Origin of the sequence: Rhodoferax koreense (assembly GCF_001955695.1) — a bacterium.
GTDB classification, from domain to species: domain Bacteria; phylum Pseudomonadota; class Gammaproteobacteria; order Burkholderiales; family Burkholderiaceae_C; genus Rhodoferax_B; species Rhodoferax_B koreensis.
Window position 1 is genome coordinate 1,731,755 of the sequence record NZ_CP019236.1, and the last position, 25,162, is coordinate 1,756,916.

The following is a 25,162-nucleotide window of genomic DNA, read 5'->3' on the forward strand; positions in this document are numbered from 1 at the left end:
CTGCACCGCACGCACCATCATGACCAGCACCGCCATCACCGACATCGCCCACTACATCGGCGGCCGCATTGCCGCCGGCACTTCGGGCCGCACACAGGATGTGTTCAACCCGGCTACCGGCGCGGTGACCGGTCGCGTGGCGCTGGCCGGCGTGGACGAGGTGGCCGTGGCCGTGGCCGCGGCCCAGGCCGCATTCCCCAAGTGGGCCGACACGCCGCCGATCCGCCGGGCCCGCGTGCTGTTCAAGTTCCTCGAGCTGCTGAACGTGCACAAGGACGAACTGGCCCACATGATCACCGCCGAACACGGCAAGGTGTTCACCGACGCGCAGGGCGAGGTCTCGCGCGGCATCGACATCGTCGAATTCGCCTGCGGCATTCCGCAGTTGCTCAAGGGCGACTACACGGACCAGGTCTCCACCGGGATCGACAACTGGACGTTGCGCCAGCCGCTGGGCGTGGTGGCTGGCATCACGCCGTTCAACTTCCCGGTCATGGTGCCGATGTGGATGTTCCCCGTGGCGATTGCCGCCGGCAATACCTTCGTGCTCAAGCCCAGCCCGACGGATCCGACGCCGTCGCTGTTCATGGCCGATCTGCTCAGGCAGGCTGGCCTGCCCGACGGCGTGTTCAACGTGGTTCAGGGGGACAAGGTGGCGGTGGACGCGCTGCTCGAGCATCCCGACGTGAAGGCCATCAGCTTCGTCGGCTCCACGCCGATCGCCAACTACATCTACGAGACCGGCGCGCGCCACGGCAAGCGCGTGCAGGCGCTTGGCGGCGCGAAGAACCACATGGTGGTGATGCCCGACGCCGACATCGACCAGACCGTGGACGCCCTCATCGGCGCGGGTTACGGTTCGGCCGGCGAACGCTGCATGGCGATCAGCGTGGCTGTGCTGGTGGGCGACGCGGGCGACAAGGTCATCGACAAGCTCGTGGCACGCACGCATGAACTCAAGGTGCTCAACGGCACCAACCTCGCGGCCGAAATGGGCCCGATCGTCACGCGCGCCGCACACCAACGCATCACCGGCTACATCGAAACCGGTGAGAAGGAAGGCGCGAAGCTGCTCGTCGATGGCCGCGGTTTCCAGGGCGCACGTGCCGGCGCGGGTTGCGACAACGGTTTCTGGATGGGCGGCACGCTGTTCGACCACGTCACGCCCGAGATGAAGATCTACAAGGAAGAAATCTTCGGTCCGGTGCTGAGCTGCGTCCGTGTGCCGGACCTGGCCTCGGCCATCGAACTGATCAACGCGCACGAGTTCGGCAACGGCGTGTCGTGTTTTACGCGCGACGGCAACGTGGCACGCGAATTCAGCCGCCGCATCCAGGTCGGCATGGTCGGTATCAATGTGCCGATTCCGGTGCCGATGGCCTGGCACGGCTTCGGCGGCTGGAAGAAGAGCCTTTTCGGCGACATGCACGCCTATGGCGAGGAGGGCGTGCGTTTCTACACCAAGCAAAAGAGCGTGATGCAGCGTTGGCCCGAGAGCATCGGCAAGGGCGCCGAGTTCGTGATGCCCACGGCCAAGTAAGAGGCGAGGATAAGAGGGGAGCACGAGCGCCGGAAAGGGCGCCGTCCTACAGCCGGGTGTGGCGGGTTTGGACACCTGTCACGGTCAAGGTGCGCGATGCTTGGGTTTCGTTTTCCCCTAGTCATTCCGTGCGCCCCTGGATGCCACAACGGGCGATGCGGCGCTGCTTTCTCAGCCCATGTCTTCTGAATCCCATGTGCCCCACGCCTGGCAATTCTTCCGCGCGGGCGGCGTCGACCAAGTCCTGATCACCCGCGGTGCCGACATCGCGCACCTGCGCGAACTCGACCAGAAGCTCTGGGTGGCGCTGGCTTGCCCCACGCGCGGCATCGACTTCGACACCCGTACGCTGGACCTCATCGACACCGACCACGACGGACGCATCCGCGCGCCCGAGCTGCTGGCGGCCTGCGACTGGGCCTGCGCGCGTCTGCGCAACCCCGATCTGTTGCTGCAGCCTGCCGGCCGGCTGGCGCTCGATGATCTGGCCGACAACGAGGCAGGGCGTGCCCTGGCCGCGGAGGCTCGCCATACCTTGGCACTACAGGGGCTCAAAGATGCGAGCGACATCGGACTCGAGGCACTGGTCGAACGCCAGAAGCACCTGGCGAGCGAACGCTTCAATGGCGACGGCATCGTGACGCCCGCGACCGCGGCCGAAGATGCGGCCTTGCGCGAGTTGATCGAAACCATCATCGCCACTGGCGGCGGTGTCGACGACGCCAGCGGTACGCCGGGTATCGACAAGGCCCGTGGCCTGGCTTTCTTCGAGGCCGCCGAGCGCCTGCTGGCCTGGCATGCCCAAGGTGAGCAGGATTGCGGCGCACTACGCACCGCGGCGCAGGCCGTGCAGGCGGTACAGCCCAAGGTGGAGGATTTCTTTGCGCGCTGCCGACTGGCCGCGTATGACGCGGGCGCCGCCGGGGCCTTGAATGCGCCGCCGGCCGAAGAGTTGCGCGCCTATGCGTCCCAGATCCTGTCGCTCACCGCCGATCCGTTGAAGCAGTTGCCACTGGCGCCAGTGGCCGCCGGCCGTGCCCTGCCGCTGGGAGAATATGTGAACCCCGCCTGGCAGCCTGCGCTCGACGCGCTGCGCGAACAGGCTGTGTTGCCGCTGCTTGGCGCGGACCATGGCCATGCCATCGACGAAGCGGCCTGGCAGCAGCTCAAAGCCCTGGTCGCACCGTGCGGCGATTGGCTGGCCACGCGCCCCGCAGGCCCGGTGGCCGCGCTCGGGAGCGAGACCGTGAACCGGCTGCTCGGATGCGATCTGCCCGCGGCGCGCGAACGATTGCTGGCGCTGATCGCACAGGACAGCCAGGCTGCCCCGCAGCAGGGCCTGGTGAACGATCTGGAAAAGCTGTTGCGGCTGCAGCGCGACCTGCTGGCGCTGCTGCGCAACTTCGTCTCCTTCGAGTCTTTCTACCACCGGGAGGGCGCGGTCTTCCAGGCAGGCCGGCTGTACCTCGACGGACGCAGCTGCGACCTCACGGTGCAAGTGGCCGATGCCGGCAAGCATGCGGTCGTGGCCGGCCTGGCCAAGGCCTATCTTGCCTATTGCGAATGCACGCGCGGCAAGGAAAGGATGACGATCGCCGCGGCCTTCACGGCCGGCGATGTGGACTTCCTGTTCGTCGGTCGCAACGGACTCTTCTACGATCGCGACGGCCTCGATTGGGACGCCCGCATCGTCAAGGTGATCGAGAACCCGATCAGCATCGCCCAGGCCTTCCTCTCCCCGTACAAGAAGTTCCTGCGCATGATCGAGGAGCAGGTCGCCAAGCGCGCGGCCGCCAGCGACGCCACGCAGCAAACCAAGCTCGGGGGCTGGGCCGGCCAGATCGCGAAGGCCGACAAGGCGTTGCCCACAGCCACCGCTTCCACGATGACCACGCCGCCGGTCTCAGCACCGCGCAGTCGCATCGATGTCGGCACCGTGGCCGCACTGGGGGTGGCCCTGGGCAGCATCAGCGCGGTCATCGTCGGCGTGTTCGGGAAGTTCGTCGATCTGGGTTGGTGGATTCCGTTGGCCATCATCGGCATCGTGCTGTCGATCTCGGGGCCGAGCATGCTGATCGCCTGGCTCAAGCTGCGCCAGCGCAGCCTCGGCCCCATCCTGGACGCCAGCGGCTGGGCCATCAATGGCCGCATGCGGCTCAACGTGCGGCTGGGCGCGTCCCTGTCGCAGACCGCGCGCCTGCCGCCGGGCACGCGGCGCCAGCCAGACCCGTTCGGCGAGCGCCATGTCGGAGGGTGGAGCCTGGTGGCCTTGCTGCTGGTGCTGGGCGCGGCGCTCGCGGCTTGGCGCCTGGGCTGGCTGCAAGGAGTTCGCGCATTTTTCACCGTCTGAGTTTGCCTGCTGCACCGCGTTCGCTTGGATAAATACTCATATAAATCAAGTATCTGTTTCCTATGTCGAACGTGTTACGTTAATCGATGAACGATTGAGATACGGCATGTAAAAGACGGCGCCAAACACGCAGAAATCCGCCTTTGGTTGGTATCCCTTTGGGCATACTTCGCGACTTTGCATACTCTGCACAGGAACGAATGACCATCCGTATTGGAAAAACAGCACTGGTAACCAGTGTGGTTTGTCTTCTTTTTGCGACTGCTGCGGGCGTGCTCGAAACGTCGCAGTTCGGTGTCCGCGTCCAGAGCCCGCTCGGCGCCACCTGGGCCTGGACGCTCGCCAGTTTGATGGTGGTGGTCATGTTGCTGCTCACGGTCTACACGGCGCGGCACTACGTGTTTTCGTTGAACCGCCTGTTCGGCCGCCAGCGCCACACTTACGCCAGCATCGTCAGCGCCGACTGGCCGCGGGTCACCATCTTCGTGGCCGCGCACAACGAAGAGGATGTGATCCAGGATTGCCTGGAAAACCTGATGCTGGTGGACTACCCGGCCGACCGCATGGTGGTGGTGCCGGTGAACGACCGCTCGAGCGACCGCACGCGCGAAATCATCGACGCCGTGGTCGCGCGCTTCCCCGGGCGCATCGTGCCGTTCCACCGCGTGGGCGGCAAACCGGGCAAGGCGGCGGCGCTGAAGGACGCGACGGAGACCGTCGACACCGATTTCATCGTCGTCTTCGACGCCGACTACATGCCCTCGCGCGGGCTGATCCGGCGCTTGATGGCGCCCTTCTTCGATCCCGAAGTGGGCGCGGTGATGGGCCGCGTCGTGCCGCACAACGTCGGCGCCAATCTGCTCACCCGGCTGCTCGACCTGGAGCGCTCCGGCGGCTACCAAGTGGACCAGCAGGCGCGCATGAACCTCGGCCTGGTGCCGCAGTACGGCGGCACCGTCGGCGGCATCCGCATGAGTGCGCTGCAGGCCGTGGGCGGCTGGCATGACGACGTGCTCGCCGAAGACACCGACCTGACCTACCGGCTGCTGCTGGGCCGCTGGCGCACGGTTTATCACAACCGCGCCGAATGCTACGAAGAGGTGCCGCAGAGCTGGGCCGTGCGCATGCGCCAGATCAAGCGCTGGTCCAAGGGCCACAACCAAGCCATGGTGCGCCATGCCGGCGCGCTGTACCGCAACCGCGAACTCGGCCTCGTCGAACGCGTGGACGGTCTGCTGCTGCTCGGCGTCTACATGATGTCGCCGATCCTGCTACTGGGCTGGGTGCTCAGCGTGCTGATGTATTTCACCGTCAGCATCCAGTGGCTCGCCCCCGCCTTGCTGCTGATGGCCTTCATGGTGCACAGCGCGCTGGGCAACTTCGCGGCGTTCTTCGAGATCGCCGCGGCCGTGCACCTGGACCGCTCGAACCGGCGCATCCGCCTGCTGGCTTTCTCCTTCCTCGGCTTCATCGTCAGCGCCGTGGCGATTGCGCTGTCGGTCTGGGAACAGGTGGTGGTGGACCGCATGCCCGGGCGCAAATTCCACTGGGACAAGACCGTGCGCTACCGCCGTGCCGCGCCGAAGGGCCAGCCATGATGCTGGCCCTGCTTGCCGGGCTGACGCTGGCCGTGGTGTTGCTGCCGATGCTGCCGGCGCTGAGCGAATGGCGGCGCCCACGGGACATCGTGCCGCTGCCGATCGACGAGACCGACGCGCTCGACCCGACGTTCATGGCGACCCGTTTCTCGGCCATGCTGAAGGACGCGATCCGTTCGTGCGCAAACCGCGTCGGACAGTCCGAACTCATGTGCCTGACCCAGGCCGCCGCCGTGGCGTGGCCGCTGTCGCCAGCGGAACGCGACACGGGCGCGAGCCGCCGGGTGTGGCACGTGGATGGCGATGCCAGCCTGCCGCGCCGCGTGTCCTTCCTCGTCGAGGTCGCGGCCACGGGCAGCCTCACCACGGCCACCGGCGGTGTCTACCGGGCGCTGTGGTCCGACGCGGATCTGCATCTGCTGGGCGGGGCTTCCGTGCTGCGCTGGGCCCATGGCCGGCACGTGACGGTTCATGCCGGCAGCACGTTGCCCGGCCGCATCACCGCGGCCCAGGCCTTGAGCCTGGATGAGGGCGTGGGCTTCACGCTCCTGCATGCGCCGACCATCCAGTTCCTGCCGAGAACCATCGGGGCCGAGGCCGTGGCCGGTGAAATCCTGCCGATGCGAGACTGGCCAGCGGGGCTGGCCTGGGACGCGCAGCAGCGACGGGGCTTCAGCAAGGCGAGCGTGGTCTTGCCCGCGCGGCGTGCATGGCAGGGCGATCTGGTCGCTGCCGGCGACATGGAACTCGGCGCCGACTGCCGCGTCACCGGCAGCCTCAAGGCACATGGCCGGTTGCGGTTGGCGCGCGGCTGCCGGGTCAGCGGCAGCATCTTCGCCGATGGCGAAATCCAGCTCGGCCATGGCTGCGTGGTGCAGGGCGCGGCGGTCTCAGAGACGGCGGTCGATGTCGGCGCGAACTGCCGCATCGGCGATCCACAGCGGTGGGCGACCGTGGCCGCGCCGGTCATCCGGGTCAGCAGTGGTGCGGTCGTGCATGGCACGGTCTGGGCGGGTGAAAAGGGATCGACCAGAAGTGCGGGCGATGGCCAGACGGCCGATGCGCATCCAGCGGAGTCAACGGTGTCGGACTTGTCGCGGCCCGCCCCCGTCGCGGCGCGGGAACGGGCCCTCGCATGACGACGGCTCCTTCCGCCCGCTACCTCTGGTGGCGTCGGCTGGGCGTCATCGCGCTGGCTGCGGTGCTGTTGTCGTTGCTGTGGCACTGGAGCCGGGCTTCGGATGCCACACCGGTCCAGGTCACCCGGCTGGCCTTGCTGATTCCCGACGATCTTTCCGACGACAACGTGCATGTGAAGCTGTGGCAGGACGCTGCCGCCGAGAACGGATTTGCGATGTCCGTGGTACGCGCCTCGGCGCTGCTGCGCCCGGGCGGTCTTCCGCTCGATGCGGCGCTGATCCTGCCCGACACCGTGCACCGCCGCATGAACGACGCACTCGTGGCCCAGCTCGAGCAACGCGTGCGCAACGGCGGCCAGATCCTGCTGACCCAGGATGCAGGCCTGGAGGACATGGATGGCACCTACCACCCGGTGCAGTCGCGCTTCTCCGACATGGCCGGCGTGCGTTACGCGCTGTACGGCGAGCTTGGCGCGCGCATGTCGGGCGAGCAGGTCGCCTGGGTCGATGGCGCGGCCATGCCGCTGCTGCGCCTGTCACCCGGCAAGTTGATGCGCGAGGACAGCCAGGACCCGTTGACCAGCACCCAGCCGCCGCCACTGGCCGACGAGGAACTCGCGGTGGTGAGCTACAACTACGGCCGCCTGCGCTACCCGGTGTTCCAGACGCGTGGCCGGTTCGATGGCCGGCGGTTGATGCATTTCGACGGCGACGGCCTGCTGGCCGGGCTGCACGCGTTCGGCAAGGGCCAGGTGCTGTTCGTGAACCTGCCGCTGGGCTACCTGAAGCTGCGCACCGACGGCTTTTTCCTCAACAGCTTCCTGCGCTACTTCGCGCAGGACGTGGCCCGACTGCCGCAGCTCTCGCCGATGCCCGACGCGCGCGGCGCGATGGTCATGAACTGGCATATCGACTCCGCCGCGGCCGTGCCGGCCATGGAGTCGCTGACTGCGCTCGGCGTGTTCGAGCAGGGGCCTTATTCGGTGCACCTGACCGCCGGCCCCGACGTCGACGCCGAGGGCGACGGCCAGGGCATGGACCTGGCGAACAACACGCGCATGAAGGAATGGGTGCGCCGCTTCGCCGACCGCGGCGACGAGGTCGGCAGCCATGGCGGCTGGATCCACAACGCGTTCGGCCGCCTCGTCGACAGGCAGGACCGCAAGCTCTCGATCCCGCTGATCGAGAAGAACCTGGCCGCCGTCGCCCAGGCCAGCGGTCGGTCCGTGCGCGAGTACTCGGCGCCGATCGGCAACCACCCGGCCTGGGTGACCCGATGGCTGCGGGGGCGCGGCATCCATGCCTACTACTTCACGGGAGACATCGGCATGGCGCCCACGCGCAGCTACCAGGATGGCCTGCGCGGTCCCGAGGACATGTGGTCCTTTCCGGTGATGAGCTACGGCGTCTACGCGAGCTTCGAAGAGGCACAGGCGGCCCATGTGCCCGAGCGCGACATCGAAGCCTGGCTCAAGGATGTCGCCGATTTCTGCGCCGAGTACCGCACGGTGCGGCTGGTGTATTTCCACCCGCCGGGCATCGCCATGTTCCCCGAAGCCTTCAAGGGCTGGATGCGGCACACGGCCGAACTGGTGAAGAACCAGACGCTGCGCTGGACCACCATGGCGGCCTACGCCGACTTTGCCAATGACCGGCTCAAGGTCGACTGGACGCTCGAACCCGATGGCGCGCAGGACGGGGGGCAATGGCTCGAGGCCAGCCATCCGCGCTCGCTCGAACACATGACCTGGCTGCTGCCGGTCGATCGCTACGCGCGGCCAACGCTGCTGGCCGGCCAGGCGCAGATCGACCGGGATGTGGCCTATTGGCGCGTCGTCGCCGGCGCATCGCCAACGCTGCGGCTCCGGCTGGCGCCGGCTACCGGATCCGCCGCCTCCACATCTCCTTCCACTCCGCATCCCGATCCATGACGACATCCTTCACCGCCGCGCCCGACACGGCCTCGCGAAACCCTATCCTGATCTCCGTAGGCACCCGGCCCGAGATCATCAAGATGGCGCCGGTCTACGCCGAACTGCGCCGCCGCGGCATGCCCGTGGCCTGGGTGCACACCGGCCAGCACCGGGAGATGGCCGAGTCGCTCTACAGCTTCTTCGACATCGCGCCCGAGCACGAGGTGATGCTCGAACGAAGGAACGGTAGCCTGGCGCACCTGAATGCGCTGCTGCTCGAAGGGCTGTCCGACGTCTTCGAGAAAGTGCGGCCGAGTGCGGTGCTGGTGCATGGCGACACCACCAGCACGCTGGGCTCGGCGCAGGCGGCCTTCTACCTCGACATCCCGATCGGCCATGTCGAGGCCGGCCTGCGCACCTTCAATGCGCGCGAACCGTTCCCCGAGGAAAAGAACCGCGAACTCACGGCGCGGCTGGCGCGTTGGCATTTCGCCCCCACGCCCGGCGCGGCGGCCAACCTGAACGGCGAGGGCCTGGCCGCAGGCGGCGTGCACATGGTCGGCAACACCGCAGTCGATGCCGCGCTCGCGGGCACCTCGCGCCTGGCCGAACTGCTTGGCAGCGGCAGGCTGGCGCTGCCCGGGCCGCTGCAGAGGCTGCAGCCGCACCTCGCGCGTTGCCGCCTCATTACGGTGACCGCCCATCGGCGCGAGAACTGGGGCCCGGGCATCCGGAACATTGCGCGGGCCGTGGCGCGCCTGCTGGCGGCGCATGACGACCTCGCCGTCGTCTGGCCGGTGCACGGCAACCCGGCCGTCAGCGATGTGGTGCATGCCGAACTCGGGGCGCTGGCCGACCGGCTCGAGGGCCGGCTCTGCCTGTGCCCGCCGCTCGACTATCCGGCTCTGTTGTGGTGCCTGCAGCACAGCCTGCTGGCGCTGACCGATTCGGGGGGCATCCAGGAGGAGGGCGCGGCGCTCTCGTGCCCGGTGCTGGTGCTGCGCAGCACGACCGAGCGGCCCGAGTTGATCGAAGCCGGCGCGGGCCTGATCGTCGGCACCGACGCGGACCATGTCCTCGCCACCGTGACGCAGCTGCTCAAGGGTGGGGCCGAACTCAAGCGCATGCGCCGTGCGGTGAACCCGTTTGGCGACGGCCACACCGCGCGGCGCATCGCCGACGTCCTGGCCCGCGAGATCGAGGCATGACGGTGGCCTGGAAAATATCGCCGACCGCGGTGGTCGCCGCCCTGCTTTGTACGGCTCAGATGGCCATGGCGCAGGACGCCGCGCAACAGGCCGTGCCGGCGAGGGCCACCTTCGACCTGATCGGCAGCCACAGCAAGCTTTCCGCCGGGCTGCCCGACGGCGAATCGCTCGACCTGCGCGGCACCTGGGCCTTGGCGGGCGGTGACGTGCTGCAGGCGGAGGTGCTCGACGAGCGAAAATTCGGCGACCACGGCGGCATCGTCGGTATTGCGTATACCGCGGTGCTGTCGCCCGACTGGTACACCACCGGCACGGTGGCGGCCGGCACGGGCGGCCCGAACTGGGCCAACTACCGCGTCGATGCGCAGTTGTCGCGCAAGTGGCTTCCGAGTCGGCAACTGGTGACTTCGGCCGCGTTGTACCGCGCGGCCTTCGATAGCGATCGCAACGACACCAGCATGCGGCTGTCCGCCGCCTGGTACCTCGACGCGCCGGTGGTGATCGAGGCCGGCGTGACGTTGAACGTGAGCCAGCCGGGCCGCATCCATTCGCACATGCCGTATGCGAGCGTGACCTTCGGCCGCGAAGGGGCGCAATACCTCAGCGTGCGCTACAGCGAAGGCACGGAGGCGTACCAGTCGCTTGGCACACAGGCCCGTACGGTGCCGCAACCCACCGGCAGCAGCCTCGCCCAGAACTGGGCCTATTGGTTCGGCAGCCCGACCGAACTCGTCAATTTCCGCAGCAGCAGCGCAAGCGTCAACTGGCGCTACTGGCTGGGCCCGCGTTGGGGCCTCAGCGCGCAGGCCGAGTACTACCGGAACCCGACCTACCACCGCAGCACGCTGGGCGCGGGGCTGTTCGTCCAGTGGTGAGGGCACGGCCATGACGCAGCGACACCTCGCGCGCGAAGTGCTGGCACGGTTGCGCGCCAAAGGCCACCGCGGCGGCACCATTGCAACGCACCGCGCCATCTGGCGCCTGTCGTTGCCGCGCGGCCGGCTGTGGGGCAGCGTGGCCCTGGCCCTCGGCCTGAGCCTGGCGCTGTGGTGGCTGCGGCCCTGGGTGGGCCGGTTCTGGGGCATGCAGCTGCTGTGGTGGATGCAGGTCCTGGCGCTGCCCGGGCGGTTCGACCTGGGAGGCGCGGGTGTGGCCACGCACGAACTCTTCGCGGTGAGTGTGCCGTCCATCGAACTGGTGCAGGCCGTGCCCGACGATTGGGCTCCGGTCTGGCACGGTGCCGCGCTGACGATGCTGTGGTGGTGCACCTCCTGGCTGCCCGAACCGGCGAAGCCGATCGCGTTCTTCGTCCGGCTGGGTGTGCTGATCCATGCCGCGGCCGTGTTGTTCTTCGCGTTCTGGCCCGCGAGCTTCGTGCATTCGATCGGCAGCCACGTGATCAGCGGCATGCGCCAGGCCTGGTACCTGATCCTGCTGACGCCGTGGATCCACCTGGCCACCTTCTATCTGTTTCCTTTCGCGATGTGGCAGCGCACGCTGCTCACCGTGCTGACGGCCGCCTATCTGGCCGTGCTGACGCCGCTGCAATATGCGCTGCATGTCGCGCTGGTGCAGGCCGCCGGCCTGATCCTGCTGCCGGTGCTGCACCTGCTGTTCGGTGTGATGCTGGCCATCGTCGGCTTCGTCGCACTCTACGGCTGGGGCATGAGCTGGCCGGCCCCCAGCGCGTCCGGCGACCGGGAGGCGGCATGAGCCTGGGTGGTGCGCGGCACGAAGCCTTGGCGTCCGGGATGCCGCTTCGCGTGGCCGGTGTCCTGCTGTGTGCGTTCGGCGTGATGGCGGCCGGTCGCGCCGAGGTCGGATCGCCGCCGGCGCCCGATGCCTGCGAGCCCGGGCAGGTCGTCGACGCCGAATTCCGCGACGCCGCGCTGCGCACCTTCGAGTCCCTGATGCTGCAGGCGCCCGGCGAGCCCGCCGACGGTGCGGTCAAGGCCCATCCCTCGCCGGGCTACGTCGATCCGCAGGGGCAAGCCTGGCATTACGTCTCGGCCTACCAGGTCAACCTGGCCTTCATCGGTGCATTGCGGATCGAACCTGCGCTCGCGCCCGCGGCCGCGCGCTGGCTGCGCTGGCAGGTCTCGCACACCACCGTCACCGGGCCCGGCCGGGGCGTGGTGTTCGACCACTGGGTGCGCGGCGCGGATCTGCGCGAAGCGACCTGCCCACCCGGCCGCGATGCACGTACCTGCCCGCAGGTGGACGCCGACGACAGCACGGCCGCGTCCACGCTGCTCATGGCCGAGGCCTACCTGCGTTTCAGCGGCGACACCGGGCTGCTGCGCGAGCCCGCGGTGCGCGCGGCGCTAGAGTCCGCGGCCGGCACCATGGCGTCGCTCGCCGAGCCCGGCGGCCTGAGCTGGGCCAAGCCGGACCACCAGGTGGCCTACCTCATGGATGCGGTCGAGGTGGCCGCCGGTTGGCGGGCCTGGGCGCATTTGCAGACCGAGGTCTACCAGGTACCGCAGGCGGGCCTGAACAGCACGGCCACCGCCGCCCGGCTGGATGCCGCCATCGTGAAGCAGTTGTGGCATGCACCCAGCCAGACCTGGCGCGTGAGCCTCGGCGCCACCAAGCCCGATTTTTCAACCTGGTATCCCGACACCGTTGCGCAGGCCTGGCCGCTGCTGTGGGGCCGCGACGCCGGCCCGGCGGCCCTGCAGCGCTCGCGCGCGGCCTGGCGGAAGGCGGCCGCGCAATGGCGCAACAAGGCCGACTGGTCTGCCCGCAATGTCGATCCGGACGGCTTCTGGTGGCCGGCGGTGGCCGTGGCGGCACGCTGCGTTGGCGAAATCGACAGCACCCGGGCCTGGGTGGCCCGCGCCCGGCTGGCATGGATGCCGCCGGCCAGGCCGTTCGCCTGGCCGTTCCAGGTCGGCGATCTGCTCTGGCTGTTCTGGCTCGCCGACCCGGTCCGCAGCCCTATTGCCTCCGATGCGCCGGGCCTTCCCGGACCACCGGGCAGGTGACCACTTTCGTCGTTCCCCTCCCTCAACCTCAACTCAAGGTGTCCTATGCCTTCCCTGCTTGACTCATGTTGTTTCTTCCTCCGGCGGATTGACCGGCGACTGGTCGCGGCTTTGCTGTGGCCGATTATGTTGGCCCTGAGCGGCGCTGCGCAGGCTGCAACCTCGCGCGACAGGCTCACGCTGCTGATCCCCGATGGGGCCAGCCTGTCGAGCTGGCAGGTCCAGGTCTGGACGGATTCGGCTGCCGAAGAAGGTATCCAGATCAGGACCATGACCGACTCCGCCTTTCTCGCCCTCGGGGCGAACGCGGTGAACACCATTGCCGGCCTGATCCTGCCCGACAGCGCGCACATCCAGGCCAGCGATGCGCTGGTGGCGGCCGTGAAGCAATACGTCAACGCCGGCGGTCAATTGATGCTGACTTACGACGCAGGCGCCTTGACCGACAGCGGCGTGTACTCGCTGACGGGCAAGTCCCGCTTCTCCGACCTGGTGGGCGTGGACTACGTGCAGTACGACCTGCTGCGCGACCGCGTGGTCGGCTTCGGCCCCATCGTCGGCAGCAAGGGCCGCATGGAAAACCTGTCGCTGCCGCCGGGCAAATACATGCCCTACGTGGCCGATACCGGCAGCGCTGCGGCCGCCGTCGCCACCGCCGGCCCTGCGAACGCAGTGTTCGTTCCGACCAACCGGTTCGACCCCGGTGGCTCGCAGTTCATGCGCTCCCTGATCGAGGCGCGCGCCAGGGGCGGCTCGCCCAGCCTGGCCCGGCTCTCGGCCGCTGCGACCAGCGCGACGCAACTGCGTTATGACCTGCGTGTCGGCAACGCGACGCAGGCGCTGGCGCAACTGCAGTCGCAACTTAGGACGGGCAGCACCGCGGCCAGCCTGCGCCAGGGCGACGACGTCAGCGCCGTCGTCAATGCCGACGGCTCCAACTGGAGCGAAAACGCACCCGCGGTCACGGCCTCCAGGCTTGCGTCCTCTGACGCGGCGATGCAGTCGATCAGCGGCTACGGCTTCGGCGAACTGAGCTACTACCACTTCGTGACGACCGGTACCTTCCCCGGCAAGGTGTTCCTGACTTCGCCCCAGCACGGACTGGTGGCGGGCGAGCGCGACTACGGTTCCGGAAAGGTGCTGTTCGTCAACATCCCGCTGGGCTACTTCAAGGCGATCGGCACCGACGGCGTGCTGATCCAGGGCTTCCTGAACCACTTCGCGCGTGACCAGGTGGTCATGCCGCGCCTGTCCGTCCAGCCCAGGGGCGTGGGCGGCCTGGTCTACAACTGGCACGTGGACGACGGCGATGACATCGTGCCGCAGTTCCGCAGCCTCATGGCCATGGACTTCATGCAGAACCAGGGTCCGTTCACCGTGCATTTCACCGCCGGTCCCGATGTCGTGACCCTGGGCGATGGGGCAGGCATGAACCTGCCCAACAACCCGGCTGCGCAGGCCGTGGTGGCCAAGACCGCCAAGGTCGGCTGGTACGCGCGCGGCTACGGCATGCCGCACGAGATCGGCTCGCACGGTGGCTGGAACCATGACCTGTACGGCCTGAACGCCAACGAGACCAATGCCGATACCTACCTGCCCTGGCTGGTGCTGAACTTCAACGCGATCGAGGACGTCACCAATCAACGCTTGCGCGCCTATTCGGCTCCCGTGGGCAACAATCCCACCTGGGCCACGCAATGGCTGGAGCGGCGAGGCGTGGTCGGCATGTACACCGTCAGCAACACCGGAGCAGCAGCCACGCGCGAATGGCGCAGCGGCGAGCGCCTGACGAACAAGCTCTGGGCCATGCCCATTGCTCCTCTGGGCAAGTCCGCTACGTTCGAAGAGTTCGAACTCGACGGTGTCACCGACCGCACGTCCGCGCAGTGGCTGGTCGACCTGCAGAGCTTCGTGGTCAACAACCGCACCAACCGCCTGTTCTACAACCATCCACCCGGCGCACTCGGGCACCTGGGTGTCGTGAAGACTTTCGTCAGGCGCGCCGCGACGCTGCAATCGGCGGGCCGGTTCAAGTGGTACACGATGGCCGAACTCGCCGACTTCTCTCAGCGCCGTCTGCAGACCACCTGGAGCGCCAGCGGCACTGCCGGCTGGATCAACTTCACGGGTTACAACCCGGTGTCTCTCACCGATGTGACGTGGCTGTTGCCCCGCAGCGAATACACCATGCCGGCCGTCATATCGGGCTCGGGCAGCGTTTCGACGACCGACTCGAAGAACTGGGTGGTGACGGCCAAATCCGGCACGAGCATCACCTTCATGGCGTGGAAACTCTGACGTCCAGGCCGCGGCCCGACGACTGGGCCACACAATGGCTTTGAGCACGGAGCCGCCGACGTCGTGGCGGTCGGTCCGCCGACTCGGTGAATGACGGACATGAGACGGGGCAGGGTCAGCGAAGAACCGGTCGTCGGCTTGGCGGCAGGTATTCAACGGCTGAACCAGGCCCCGCATGCCTTTTCGATGCCATCAGACGCTTGCGCAGGGTACGCGCAACCCGATGCAACCAGAAGAACATGGACAAAAAATCGGAAAAGAAAAAAGCACCTGACGCTTTCGCGTGAGGTGCTTGATTCTTCTTAATTTTTTGGTGGGTCCTGTGTGACTCGAACACACGACCTACGGATTAAGAGTCCGCTGCTCTACCAACTGAGCTAAGAACCCACTTGAGCATCCGAGAAAGTCTCGCCTGCTAAGCCCGCTATTATGCAGCAAAAATCTGGATTTTTCCGGGTGGACTCAACAAAACGTATTTTTCTGTATCGTCGTCCGGCCGTCACCGGGTGCCGGCGTTCCGCGAGGCGGCAGTCGCCGCGTGTGCCAAGATACGTGCCGCAAAAAGCAAGGATGTTCGCGTGACAAGAATCGACGGGGCGTGGCTGGATCGCATGTACAACAACCGGGCGCTGGTGCCTGAGCACCCGAGGCATCTGGCCCATTGGGCGGAGACTTCGGCGCGGGTGCGTCGGCGCAAGGGCTGCACGCTCGATGCCGCCTATGGCGACGGAGCGATGGAGAAGCTCGATATCTTCCCGGCTGCCGGGGCGAAGGCGCCGGTGCTGGTGTTCATCCACGGCGGCTACTGGCGCTCGCTGGACAAGGCCGAACACGCGTTCGTTGCGCCGGCCTTCAACCGTGTCGGCGCGTGCGTGGTGTTGCCCAACTACGACCTGTGCCCGACCGTGACGATTGCGCAGATCGTCCTGCAGCAGGTGCAGGCGCTGGCCTGGGTGTACCGCAATATCGCGCGTTTCGGCGGCGATCCGAAACGCATCACCGTGGTGGGGCATTCGGCGGGCGGGCATTTGGCGGCGATGTTGCTGGCCTGCCAATGGACGGCCGTCGGGACGGACCTGCCGGCGCGCTTGGTGAGGCACGTGCTGTCGATCTCTGGCCTGTATGAGCTCGAGTCGATCCGCCGCACGCCGTTCCTCGCCGAGGCGCTTCGCCTCACGTCGGCGCAGGCGCGCCAAAGCAGCCCGGCCTGGATGCCCGCACCGAAAAATGGCCAGCTGTTCTCGGTGGTCGGCGGCGACGAGAGCGCGGAGTTCCTGCGCCACAACGCCCTGATCCAGCAGGCCTGGGGAACCGAGACGGTTCCGGTGAGCGAAACCTTGCCCGGCCTGAACCACTTCAGCATCGTCGAGGCCTTGACCAGGCCGCGCCATCGCCTGCACCAGCTGGCCTGCCAACTACTCCTGCAGTGAGGTGACCGATGTCAGAGTTTGTTGACAACTGGGCAGTCTCGGACCGGATGGGTCCGCGCATGTGCACCGTCGGCCACGCCGCGGTGGACCATTGTTTCGACATCGCCGAATTTCCCGCGCAGCCGACCAAGACGCCCGCGCACCGCTACCGCATGATTTCGGGTGGCATGGCTTCGAATGCGTCGATCGCCGCGGCGCGGCTCGGCGCACGGGTTCGGCTGCATGGCGCGGTGGGTGACGACGAGGCCGGTGCCTTCCTGCATGGCCGGCTGTGCAACAACGGCGTGGACTGCACCGGGCTCCAGCGTGTGCCGGGCGCTTCGTCGTCGATCTCGGCGGTGGTGATCGATGCCCATGGCGAGCGCCAGATCTTCAACAGCCGTGGCGATGCGCTGGCACGCGCCGGCGCCCTTGACACGCGAGGCTTCGAAGGTGCGGACGTGGTGATGGTCGATCCCCGCTGGATGCGTGGCGCCACGCAGGCGCTGCACTGGGCGCGGGCCAACGGCGTGCTGAGCGTGCTCGACGGCGACATCTCGCCGCAGGCCGATCTGCAGGTCCTGAGTGCATTGGCCGACTGGTCGGTGTTTTCCGAAAGCGGTCTGGCCGCGTTCGCGCCGGGCCTGGCCCTGCCGGCCGCGCTGCAGCTTGCGATTGCCGCAGGCACCCAGGTGGCGGTGGTCACGCTGGGCCAGCGCGGCGTGTACTGGCTGCGGGCATCGCAGGCGGGCGAGGTGCAGTTCCTGCCCTCGTTCCCGATCAAGGCGGTCGACACCAACGGCGCGGGCGACGTGTTCCATGCGGCGCTGGCCATTGCGCTGGCCGACGGCCTGGGCGACCGGGCGGCCATCCGTTTCGGCGCCGCCGCGGCGGCCATCAAGTGCCAGCGCGCCGGCGGGGTGGTCAACGGGCCGGACCGCGCCGAACTCGACGCCTTCCTGGCCGCCGCCCCTTGACCGAGGCGGGTCGTAGGGCGGCTACATCAAAAGGTGTTCGCCCGCGTTGTCGCCGCCGAGGATGACGTAGTTGACCTTGCGGATGTCCATGAGCCGGGTGCCGCCGGCGTAGCTGATCGAGCTCTGCACGTCCTGCTCCATCTCGACCAGCGTGTCGGCCAGCCTGCCCTTGATCGGCTCCAGGATGCGTTTGCCTTCCACGTGCTTGTATTCGCCCTTGTTGAAGTCGCTGGCCGAGCCGTAGTATTCCTTGTACAACACGCCGTCGACTTCCACGGTCTTGCCCGGCGATTCTTCGTGGCCCGCGAACAGCGAGCCGATCATGACCATCGTCGCGCCGAAGCGGATGCTCTTGGCGATGTCGCCGTGATCGCGGATGCCGCCGTCGGCGATGATGGGCTTGGTGGCCACGCGCGCGCACCACTTGAGCGCGCTCAGTTGCCAGCCGCCGGTGCCGAAGCCGGTCTTGAGCTTGGTGATGCAGACCTTGCCCGGGCCGATGCCGACCTTGGTGGCGTCGGCGCCCCAGTTCTCCAGGTCGATGATGGCCTCGGGCGTCCCCACGTTGCCAGCGATGATGAACGAAGCCGGCAGCTTTTTCTTCAGGTAGGCGATCATGTTCTTCACGCTGTCGGCATGGCCGTGGGCGATGTCGATGGTGATGTATTCGGGCGCGCGGCCGAGGGCGGCGAGCTGGTCCACCGTGGCGTAGTCGGCCGGCTTCACGCCCAGCGAGATCGAGGCGAACAGATCGCGTTCGTGCATGTGGCGCACGAACTTCACGTTGTCCAGGTCGAAGCGGTGCATCACGTAGAAGTAGCCGTGTTCGGCCAGCCATTCGCAGATGGCCTCGTCCACCACGGTCTTCATGTTGGCCGGCACTACGGGCAGGCGGAAGCTGCGCCCGCCGAGCTCCACGCTGGCGTCGCATTCGGAGCGGCTTTCCACGCGGCATTTGCGCGGCAGCAGCAGGGCGTTGTCGTAGTCGAAGATTTCCATGTCCGTCAGCTTTCATCAAAAGTTTGAAAAACGATTGAGCGCTTGGACTGAAGCCGGTCTTCGTGCGTCTCCCGAACTGAGCCGGGCACAAAAAACCGGGCTGCAATTGCTTGGGCCCGGTGATTGATTCTAGCCCTGCCGGCCCTTTGGGGTGAGCCGCCGGGGTTGAACCCACGCTGGCCGCGTGGTTGCGCGTTGCGCTACGGTAAAGCCGTGCCTTGCGCGGCCCGACTGGCTAAGATCGCCCCGTGAACCCAAAACCGCCCAAACTTCCCGAATCCGTGCTGGTGGTGATCCACACGCCCGCCCTCGAGGTGCTGCTGATCCGCCGCGCCGATGCCGTCGGCCATGTTGACCATTGGCAATCCGTCACCGGCAGCAAGGACACCCCCGGTGAGGACTTCCATGACACCGCAGTGCGCGAGGTGTTCGAGGAAACCGGCATCGCCTGCGGCCCGGGCTCGGCATTGGCCGACGGCCTGTGCGACTGGGACATCGAGAACATCTACGAGATCTACCCGCAGTGGCGCCACCGCTACGCGCCGGGCGTGGTGCACAACACCGAGCATCTGTTCAGCCTGCAGGTGCCGGCTGGCACCGAGGTGCGCCTGAGCCCGCGCGAGCACACGGCGTACCGCTGGCTGCCCTACCTGGCAGCGGCGGAGGCCTGTTTCTCGCCGTCGAATGCCGAGGCCATCCTGATGCTGCCACGCTTCATCGAAGACATTTCACCCACCTCGGGCTGGGCGGCCGCCGCATGAACATCCTGCGCGTGGCCACTTACAACATCCACAAGGGCGTGCAGGGCCTGGGGCCGGCGCGCCGGCTCGAGATCCACAATCTGGGCCATGCCGTGGAGCAGCTCGATGCCGACATCGTCTGCCTGCAGGAAGTGCGCAAGCTCAACCGCAACGAGCAGAAATACTTCACCCATTGGCCGGATCTGCCGCAGGCCGACTTTCTGGCGCCCGAGGGTTACGAGGCCATCTACCAGACCAATGCGGTCACCAAACATGGTGAACATGGCAATGCGCTGCTGTCGCGCTGGCCGGTGGTGTGGCACAAACACGAAGACATGTCCGACCACCGCTTCGAGCAGCGCGGCCTGTTGCACGTGCACGTGCAGGTGCACGACACACCCGTGCACGTGATCGTGGTGCACCTGGGCCTGATCCCGGCCAGCCGCCTGCGCCAGGTGCGCCAGTTGCAGGCTTACATCGCCCGAGAGGTGCCGGCGGGCGCCGCGCTGATCGTGGCGGGCGATTTCAACGACTGGGGCACGCAGATGCGCACCGCGCTCAACGCCATCCACATGCAGGCGTTCGAGAAGAAGGGCGCGCTCACCTATCCGTCGCGGCTACCGCTGGTGCAGCTCGATTACGTCTACGCGCGCGGCCTGAAGCCGCTGGGGCTGGAAGTGCCGAAGGGCCGGATCTGGTGGCGCATGTCCGACCATCTGCCGCTGCTGGCCGAGTTCGGCATGCCGACGTAGATGTCGCGCTCGGCGCCCCGGCTGCGCGGCGGCCACCACCTGCGGCTGCTCGAAGGCAGCCGGGAACTGTTTCCCGCCCTGATCGAGGCCATGGACGGCGCGCGGCACGAGGTGCGGCTCGAAACCTACATCTTCGACTTCACCGGCGCCGGTGCATCCGTGGCCGAGGCCCTGGCACGCGCGGCCGAACGCGGCGTGAAGGTGTGCCTCACCGTGGACGGCCTGGGCACCGGCGTATTGCCCGCCCTGTGGCGATCGCGTTTCGGCCAGGCCGGCGTGGCCTGGCGCGTGTATTCGCCGGTGAGCGCGATGGCGCTGCTGCTGCCCACGCGCTGGCGCCGGTTGCACCGCAAGCTGTGCGTGATCGATGGCGAGCTGGCGTTCTGCGGCGGCATCAACATCCTCGACGATTTCCATGATCCGACCCATGGCGTGCTGGCCGCGCCGCGATTCGACTTCGCCGTGCGCATCACCGGGCCGCTCGTGGCCGAGGCGGAACAGACCGTGGCGCTGCTGTGGCGGCGCCTGCAGGCGGTGCGCGAACTCCGGCAGCACCATCTGCACAAGGCCGTGCAGCGGCTGCTGGCGCCCATCACGCTGCCGGCGCCAGCGGGGCAAAGCCTGGCCGGCGGCCACCTGGCCCGCGCGGCGTTGGTGCTGCGCGACAACCTGCGCAGCCGCAAGCGCATCGAACGCGCCTACCTGCGCGCGATCGGTGCCGCGCGGCGCGAGATCATCATCGCCAACGCCTACTTCGTGCCCGGTTTCAAGCTGCGCCGCGCGCTGGTGCTCGCGGCAGAGCGCGGCGTGCGTGTGCAACTGCTGCTGCAGGGCCGGTACGAGTACTTCATGCAGTATCACGCCTCGCGACCCATCTACGGCGCGCTGCTCGGCGCCGGCGTCGAAATCTTCGAATACGCACCGAGCTTCCTGCATGCCAAGGTGGCGGTGATCGACGGGCATTGGGCCACCGTGGGTTCGTCGAACCTCGATCCGCTGAGCCTGCTGCTCGCGCGCGAGGCCAATGTGGTGGTGGACGATGCCGGCTTCGCCACCGAGCTGCGTGACCGGCTGCTGGGCGCCATGCAACTGGCCGGCCCGGCCGTGGACCCGGCCACGTACGCGCGCCGCCCGCTGCGCCAGCGGGGCATGGAGTACCTGGCCATGCTGGTGATGCGGCTGGCGCTGCTGGTCACGCGGAATCGCTATTGAATTAGTAGCGGTCTGCGCAATTGGGGTCTACGCTGGAGGCCCAAAATCTTTAAACCAGAACTGTTAACATCCAGCGATGTTAATGAAAGCACCCGACGCCATGAGCAACGACGAAGGCACACCGGTTTCGGTGAAGATCCGCGAACGGCTCAAGGCCGCGCGCAAGCGCTTCAATGCCAACGACAACATCGCGGAGTTCATCCAGCCCGGCGAACTCGAGCTGATGCTCGACGAAGTCACCGAGAAGATGCAGGCCGTGCTCGACAGCATGGTCATCGATACCGTCAACGACCACAACACCGACAACACGGCGCGCCGCGTCGCCAAGATGTACGTGAAGGAAGTGTTCAGTGGCCGTTATGTGGCGGCGCCGAAGATCACCGAATTCCCGAACGCCGAACACCTGAACGAGCTCATGATCGTCGGCCCGATCACGGTGCGCAGCGCCTGCTCGCACCATTTCTGCCCGGTGATCGGCCGCATCTGGATCGGCGTGTTGCCCAACGAACACACCAACGTGATCGGCCTGTCGAAATACGCCCGCCTGGCCGAATGGGTGATGGGCCGGCCGCAGATCCAGGAAGAGGCCGTGGTGCAGCTCGCCGACCTGATCATGGAGAAGACCCAGCCTGACGGCCTGGCCATCGTGATGGAGGCCACGCACTACTGCATGGCCTGGCGCGGCGTGAAGGACATGGACAGCAAGATGATCAACTCGGTGATGCGCGGCGTCTTCCTCAAGGACCCGAACCTGCGCCGAGAATTTTTGGCCCTGATTCCGCAAAGAGGTTAACCATGCTGGTACGTTTGTTATATGCCAGTCGCGCCGTCGATACGAGCCCGGGCGCGATCGAGGCCATCCTGGCGCAGTCGCGCCAGTACAACCCGACCTGCGGCATCACCGGCATCCTGTGCTATGGCGGCGGCATCTTCCTGCAAGCCATCGAGGGTGGCCGCATGGCGGTGAGCGAGCTCTACGGCCACATCCAGAAGGACGTGCGCCACAAGGACGTCGCGTTGCTGCATTTCGAGGAAATCTCCGAGCGCCGTTTTGGCGGCTGGACCATGGGCCAGGTCAATCTGCTCAAGCTCAACCATTCGATCCTGCTCAAGTATTCGGAGAAGCCTGAACTCGATCCCTATGCGGTCTCGGGCAAGGTCTCTCTGGCGCTGCTGGAAGAGTTGATGGCCACCGCCGCCATCATCGGCCGGGTCTGAGCAACGCCCTGAGGTCCATCGCCCATTCGATTCCGGCCCGTTTGCGGCGGCGAGCGCTGCAGCGGTGAGGCATGCCTGCTTCCGCCCTCGTCCTCGTCCTGCTCGCCGGCCTGATCCACGCGAGCTGGAACATCCTGGCCAAGAAAGCCGGCGGCGACGTGCGGTTTGCGGCTTTCACCGGCGTGGTGATGGCGGTGTTCTGGGCGCCGCTGGGCATCTGGCTCGGCGTGGAGGAAGTGCCGCGCTGGGGGCGTATGGAATGGCTGGCACTGGCGCTGAGCGCCGCGCTGCACACGGTGTATTTCGTGGTGCTGCTGCGGGGTTACCGCAAGGCCGACCTGACCGTGGTGTACCCGCTGGCGCGCGGCTCCGGGCCGTTGCTGTCCTCGCTGGTGGCGGTACTGGTGCTGGGCGAAAGCCTTTCGGCGACAGGCGTGCTGGGCATTCTCGGCGTGGTGGGCGGTGTGTTCCTCATTGCCGGCGGGCCGGCGCTGTGGCGCGCCTCGCACGACCCGCAGCAGGCCCGGCGCCTGCGCAAGGGCATGGCCTACGGCCTGCTCACCGGCGCCTTCATCGCCGGCTACACCGTGGTCGATGGTTATGCGGTGAAGCTTCTGCTGATGTCGCCGATCCTGCTCGATTACTTCGGCAACTACATCCGTCTGCTGTTCCTGGCCCCGGTGGTGCTGCGCAATCGGCCCGAGGCCGTGGCCCTGTGGCGGCGGCAGTGGCGCCATGCGCTGGCGGTGGGCATCATCAGCCCGGTCTCGTATGTGCTGGTGCTGTACGCCGTGAAGGTCGCGCCGCTGTCGCATGTGGCGCCAGCGCGCGAGGTCTCGATGTTGTTCGCCGCGTTGCTGGGCGGCCATCTGCTGGGCGAAGGGCAGCGGGGCCTGCGCCTGCTGGGCGCGGGCTGCATCGCGGCCGGCGTGCTGGCGCTGGCCACCGGCTGAGAGGCAACAGCCCGCGATGACGCGTACCGTGCCGCACCCACTGGTCGGCTGCGACTTCTCCAGCAGTCCCACACCGCGCAAACCCATCGTGGTCGCGCATGGCACGCTGGCGCAAGGGCGCGTGGTGCTGTCGCGGCTGGAGCGCTTCAAGACGCTGGAAGCCTGGGCGGCCTGGCTCGCCGAACCTGGGCCATGGACCGGGGCCTTCGACTTTCCCTTCGGCCTGCCGCGTGAACTCGTCACGTCCCTGGGTTGGCCGACCGACTGGCTGGCCTGCATGCGCCACTACGCCGGGCTGTCACGCGCCGAGATCCGGGCCACCTTTGCCGCGTTCTGCCACGCGCGGCCGGTCGGCGGGAAGTTCGCGCACCGCGCCACGGATGCCTTTGCCGGCTCCAGCCCGTCGATGAAATGGGTCAACCCGCCGGTGGCCTTCATGCTGCATGCGGGCGTGCCTCGCCTGCTGGCCGCTGGCGTGGCGCTGCCCGGTCTGCATGCGGGCGACCCGGCGCGTGTGGCGCTCGAGGGTTACCCCGGCCTGCTGGCGCGCGAGGTGCTCGATGGCTGGCGGCCACGGCCGGGCCTTGCCGGGGTGGCGAGGCGCAGCTACAAGAGCGACGAGGTGGCCCGGCAGACGCCCGAGCGCCTGATCGCACGCAAGGAACTGGTTGATGCCCTGGAAACCGGGCACGGCCGCCATGGGCCGGTGTCGCCGGGCCTGCGCCTCAAGCTCAGCCACGCGCAGCGCGACATGCTCGTGGCGGACGCCAGCGGTGATGCGCTCGATGCGGTGCTCTGCCTGTTGCAGGCTGGACGGGCGGAGTCGCTGTACCAGGCCGGCGATGCCGGCTACGGCATGCCGGCGCAGATGGATGCCCTGGAGGGCTGGATCGTCGGGGCGGGCGGCTGATCGGGCACCTGCGGAAGGTGCAGGCTGGTGAGTCCCCGCTGCGACCCGACGGCATGCCTTGTGCTTCTGCACCTGTTTACATCGATTTACATCGGCATCAAATGAGATAAATTCCCAGTATCTATGCCCAAATTCAGCCATGTGTTCCAGTATCTGGTGTTTCGCCTGTACCTCGTGGTTGCAGTCCTGCCGTTCTGCGTGGCCGCCAACGCGGCCGACGGCCCGGATTGTTCACGCCCGCTGACGCTCGGCCTGCATGTGCATGGCCTGCTGTATTCGTCGCAGACCGGCACCGGCATCGACAAGGACATCGCGGACGCCATGGCGCAGCGCAGCGGCTGCACCATCACCACCACGGTGCTGCCGCGTGCGCGCATCTGGCAGCTCATCGAATCAGGGGCGCTCGATTTCAGCCTGTCGGGTATCGCCACGCCGGAGCGCGATCGGTTTGCCGCCTTCGCTTGGTATTTTTCCAACCGCTATTACCTGCTGGTGCGCCAGGACAGCGGCGTCGAAAGGCTGGCGGATTTCGACGTGCGTCCGAAGCTGCAGCTCGGCGTGATCCGCAGCTTCCGCTATGGCGCACGCGCCAACCAATGGGTCGATCAGCTCGCCGCCGATGGGCGCATCAGCTATGCATCCGATCTCGAGCCCCTGTACCAGGTGTTGCTGCTCGGACGCATTCACGGCATGATCATCGAGCCATTCGATATGATGGACGTGCAGGGCACGCCGGTGAAGGACGTCACCCGCATCATCGAGCTGGACGATCCGGCCATCCCCCATGGGCTCATCATGTCGAAGAAATCGCTTTCGCCCGTGGAGCAGAACAAGTGGCGCGCCTTGGTCGACGAGCTGCGCCAGAACGGCACCGTACAACGCATCTTCGAAAAATACTTCGCCCCCGATCTGGCCCGCCGCATGGTGAACTTCCAGCAATGAATGCCCCTCGCTCATCG

22 protein-coding genes and 1 tRNA gene are annotated in these 25,162 nt (G+C 67.2%); 21 read left to right on the top strand and 2 right to left on the bottom strand.

What is annotated here, in order from left to right:
- Positions 1-19: 19 nt before the first annotated feature.
- The 10 genes from RD110_RS08195 to RD110_RS08240 all read left to right on the top strand — a co-directional run bounded on the left by RD110_RS08195 (position 20) and on the right by RD110_RS08240 (position 15,033).
- On the top strand, positions 20-1,540 hold the full coding sequence (locus tag RD110_RS08195) for a CoA-acylating methylmalonate-semialdehyde dehydrogenase (RefSeq protein WP_076204621.1): 1,521 nt from the start codon (positions 20-22) through the stop codon (positions 1,538-1,540).
- 178 nt (positions 1,541-1,718) lie between these two features.
- Entirely contained in the window at positions 1,719-3,890 is a 2,172-nt protein-coding gene (locus tag RD110_RS08200; RefSeq protein WP_157900093.1) for a hypothetical protein, read from the top strand.
- A 272-nt stretch (positions 3,891-4,162) separates the two neighbouring features.
- On the top strand, positions 4,163-5,488 hold the full coding sequence (locus tag RD110_RS08205) for a glycosyltransferase family 2 protein (protein WP_239467199.1): 1,326 nt from the start codon (positions 4,163-4,165) through the stop codon (positions 5,486-5,488).
- Positions 5,485-6,627 carry a polymer-forming cytoskeletal protein gene (locus RD110_RS08210; protein ID WP_076198420.1) on the top strand — a complete coding sequence of 381 codons (1,143 nt, stop codon included), beginning with the start codon at positions 5,485-5,487 and terminating at the stop codon, positions 6,625-6,627. Before RD110_RS08205 ends, RD110_RS08210 begins: the two co-directional genes overlap by 4 nt.
- The gene (locus tag RD110_RS08215; RefSeq protein WP_076198422.1) at positions 6,624-8,558 is read left to right on the top strand and encodes a polysaccharide deacetylase family protein; all 1,935 of its coding nucleotides are present in this window, start codon (positions 6,624-6,626) and stop codon (positions 8,556-8,558) included. The genes RD110_RS08210 and RD110_RS08215 overlap by 4 nt, the downstream gene beginning before the upstream one ends.
- On the top strand, positions 8,555-9,748 hold the full coding sequence (gene wecB, locus RD110_RS08220; protein ID WP_076198424.1) for a non-hydrolyzing UDP-N-acetylglucosamine 2-epimerase: 1,194 nt from the start codon (positions 8,555-8,557) through the stop codon (positions 9,746-9,748). Before RD110_RS08215 ends, wecB begins: the two co-directional genes overlap by 4 nt.
- A gap of 2 nt (positions 9,749-9,750) precedes the next feature.
- On the top strand, positions 9,751-10,623 hold the full coding sequence (locus tag RD110_RS08225) for a YaiO family outer membrane beta-barrel protein (protein WP_162277352.1): 873 nt from the start codon (positions 9,751-9,753) through the stop codon (positions 10,621-10,623).
- 10 nt (positions 10,624-10,633) lie between these two features.
- Positions 10,634-11,461, top strand: a complete 828-nt coding sequence (locus RD110_RS08230; RefSeq protein WP_076198427.1) for a hypothetical protein — start codon at positions 10,634-10,636, stop codon at positions 11,459-11,461.
- On the top strand, positions 11,458-12,735 hold the full coding sequence (locus RD110_RS08235; protein ID WP_076198429.1) for a hypothetical protein: 1,278 nt from the start codon (positions 11,458-11,460) through the stop codon (positions 12,733-12,735). The genes RD110_RS08230 and RD110_RS08235 overlap by 4 nt, the downstream gene beginning before the upstream one ends.
- Positions 12,736-12,861: 126 nt before the next feature.
- Complete coding sequence (locus RD110_RS08240; RefSeq protein WP_076198431.1) at positions 12,862-15,033, top strand: polysaccharide deacetylase family protein; 2,172 nt, start codon at positions 12,862-12,864, stop codon at positions 15,031-15,033.
- A 311-nt stretch (positions 15,034-15,344) separates the two neighbouring features.
- On the opposite strand, the gene RD110_RS08245 is transcribed toward RD110_RS08240, so the two are convergent.
- Positions 15,345-15,420 (bottom strand) — tRNA-Lys (locus tag RD110_RS08245).
- A gap of 191 nt (positions 15,421-15,611) precedes the next feature.
- On the opposite strand from RD110_RS08245, the gene RD110_RS08250 reads away from it, so the two are divergent.
- Together RD110_RS08250 and RD110_RS08255 are read left to right on the top strand one after the other, a co-directional pair.
- The gene (locus RD110_RS08250) at positions 15,612-16,463 is read left to right on the top strand and encodes an alpha/beta hydrolase (RefSeq protein ID WP_157900094.1); all 852 of its coding nucleotides are present in this window, start codon (positions 15,612-15,614) and stop codon (positions 16,461-16,463) included.
- Positions 16,464-16,471: 8 nt separating this feature from the next.
- On the top strand, positions 16,472-17,419 hold the full coding sequence (locus RD110_RS08255; RefSeq protein WP_083686152.1) for a carbohydrate kinase family protein: 948 nt from the start codon (positions 16,472-16,474) through the stop codon (positions 17,417-17,419).
- Positions 17,420-17,440: 21 nt separating this feature from the next.
- Here the strand turns inward: RD110_RS08255 and RD110_RS08260 are convergent, their stop codons facing one another.
- Entirely contained in the window at positions 17,441-18,418 is a 978-nt protein-coding gene (locus RD110_RS08260; protein ID WP_076198437.1) for a GMP reductase, read from the bottom strand.
- On the opposite strand from RD110_RS08260, the gene RD110_RS28820 reads away from it, so the two are divergent.
- The 9 genes from RD110_RS28820 (at position 18,417) to RD110_RS08300 (ending at position 25,145) form a co-directional block, all read left to right on the top strand.
- Entirely contained in the window at positions 18,417-18,545 is a 129-nt protein-coding gene (locus tag RD110_RS28820; RefSeq protein WP_275425865.1) for a hypothetical protein, read from the top strand. The two genes, RD110_RS08260 and RD110_RS28820, sit on opposite strands and share 2 nt — an antisense overlap.
- A gap of 121 nt (positions 18,546-18,666) precedes the next feature.
- Positions 18,667-19,179 carry a dihydroneopterin triphosphate diphosphatase gene (nudB, locus tag RD110_RS08265; RefSeq protein WP_076198439.1) on the top strand — a complete coding sequence of 171 codons (513 nt, stop codon included), beginning with the start codon at positions 18,667-18,669 and terminating at the stop codon, positions 19,177-19,179.
- On the top strand, positions 19,176-19,910 hold the full coding sequence (locus RD110_RS08270) for an endonuclease/exonuclease/phosphatase family protein (protein ID WP_076198451.1): 735 nt from the start codon (positions 19,176-19,178) through the stop codon (positions 19,908-19,910). The genes nudB and RD110_RS08270 overlap by 4 nt, the downstream gene beginning before the upstream one ends.
- On the top strand, positions 19,911-21,122 hold the full coding sequence (clsB, locus tag RD110_RS08275; RefSeq protein WP_076198453.1) for a cardiolipin synthase ClsB: 1,212 nt from the start codon (positions 19,911-19,913) through the stop codon (positions 21,120-21,122).
- Positions 21,123-21,204: 82 nt separating this feature from the next.
- Positions 21,205-21,915 (top strand): GTP cyclohydrolase I, encoded by a 711-nt coding sequence (gene folE, locus RD110_RS08280; RefSeq protein WP_157900371.1) that lies wholly within the window; start codon positions 21,205-21,207, stop codon positions 21,913-21,915.
- A 2-nt stretch (positions 21,916-21,917) separates the two neighbouring features.
- Complete coding sequence (locus RD110_RS08285) at positions 21,918-22,340, top strand: BLUF domain-containing protein (RefSeq protein WP_076198457.1); 423 nt, start codon at positions 21,918-21,920, stop codon at positions 22,338-22,340.
- 71 nt (positions 22,341-22,411) lie between these two features.
- Positions 22,412-23,293, top strand: coding sequence for an EamA family transporter (locus tag RD110_RS08290; protein ID WP_076198459.1), 882 nt, complete (start codon positions 22,412-22,414; stop codon positions 23,291-23,293).
- Between the two features lie 16 nt (positions 23,294-23,309).
- Complete coding sequence (locus RD110_RS08295; RefSeq protein ID WP_076198461.1) at positions 23,310-24,203, top strand: DUF429 domain-containing protein; 894 nt, start codon at positions 23,310-23,312, stop codon at positions 24,201-24,203.
- A gap of 123 nt (positions 24,204-24,326) precedes the next feature.
- On the top strand, positions 24,327-25,145 hold the full coding sequence (locus RD110_RS08300) for a substrate-binding periplasmic protein (RefSeq protein WP_083686153.1): 819 nt from the start codon (positions 24,327-24,329) through the stop codon (positions 25,143-25,145).
- Positions 25,146-25,162 lie beyond the last annotated feature (17 nt).

Coding starts and splice junctions, on each gene's coding strand:
- RD110_RS08195 (WP_076204621.1), top strand. CDS start 20: ATGACCAGCACCGCCATCACCGACATCGCCCACTACATCGGCGGCCGC.
- RD110_RS08200 (WP_157900093.1), top strand. CDS start 1,719: ATGTCTTCTGAATCCCATGTGCCCCACGCCTGGCAATTCTTCCGCGCG.
- RD110_RS08210 (WP_076198420.1), top strand. CDS start 5,485: ATGATGCTGGCCCTGCTTGCCGGGCTGACGCTGGCCGTGGTGTTGCTG.
- RD110_RS08215 (WP_076198422.1), top strand. CDS start 6,624: ATGACGACGGCTCCTTCCGCCCGCTACCTCTGGTGGCGTCGGCTGGGC.
- wecB (WP_076198424.1), top strand. CDS start 8,555: ATGACGACATCCTTCACCGCCGCGCCCGACACGGCCTCGCGAAACCCT.
- RD110_RS08230 (WP_076198427.1), top strand. CDS start 10,634: ATGACGCAGCGACACCTCGCGCGCGAAGTGCTGGCACGGTTGCGCGCC.
- RD110_RS08235 (WP_076198429.1), top strand. CDS start 11,458: ATGAGCCTGGGTGGTGCGCGGCACGAAGCCTTGGCGTCCGGGATGCCG.
- RD110_RS08240 (WP_076198431.1), top strand. CDS start 12,862: ATGTTGGCCCTGAGCGGCGCTGCGCAGGCTGCAACCTCGCGCGACAGG.
- RD110_RS08255 (WP_083686152.1), top strand. CDS start 16,472: ATGTCAGAGTTTGTTGACAACTGGGCAGTCTCGGACCGGATGGGTCCG.
- RD110_RS28820 (WP_275425865.1), top strand. CDS start 18,417: ATGTCCGTCAGCTTTCATCAAAAGTTTGAAAAACGATTGAGCGCTTGG.
- RD110_RS08260 (WP_076198437.1), bottom strand. CDS start 18,418: ATGGAAATCTTCGACTACGACAACGCCCTGCTGCTGCCGCGCAAATGC.
- RD110_RS08270 (WP_076198451.1), top strand. CDS start 19,176: ATGAACATCCTGCGCGTGGCCACTTACAACATCCACAAGGGCGTGCAG.
- clsB (WP_076198453.1), top strand. CDS start 19,911: ATGTCGCGCTCGGCGCCCCGGCTGCGCGGCGGCCACCACCTGCGGCTG.
- folE (WP_157900371.1), top strand. CDS start 21,205: ATGAAAGCACCCGACGCCATGAGCAACGACGAAGGCACACCGGTTTCG.
- RD110_RS08285 (WP_076198457.1), top strand. CDS start 21,918: ATGCTGGTACGTTTGTTATATGCCAGTCGCGCCGTCGATACGAGCCCG.
- RD110_RS08290 (WP_076198459.1), top strand. CDS start 22,412: ATGCCTGCTTCCGCCCTCGTCCTCGTCCTGCTCGCCGGCCTGATCCAC.
- RD110_RS08295 (WP_076198461.1), top strand. CDS start 23,310: ATGACGCGTACCGTGCCGCACCCACTGGTCGGCTGCGACTTCTCCAGC.
- RD110_RS08300 (WP_083686153.1), top strand. CDS start 24,327: ATGCCCAAATTCAGCCATGTGTTCCAGTATCTGGTGTTTCGCCTGTAC.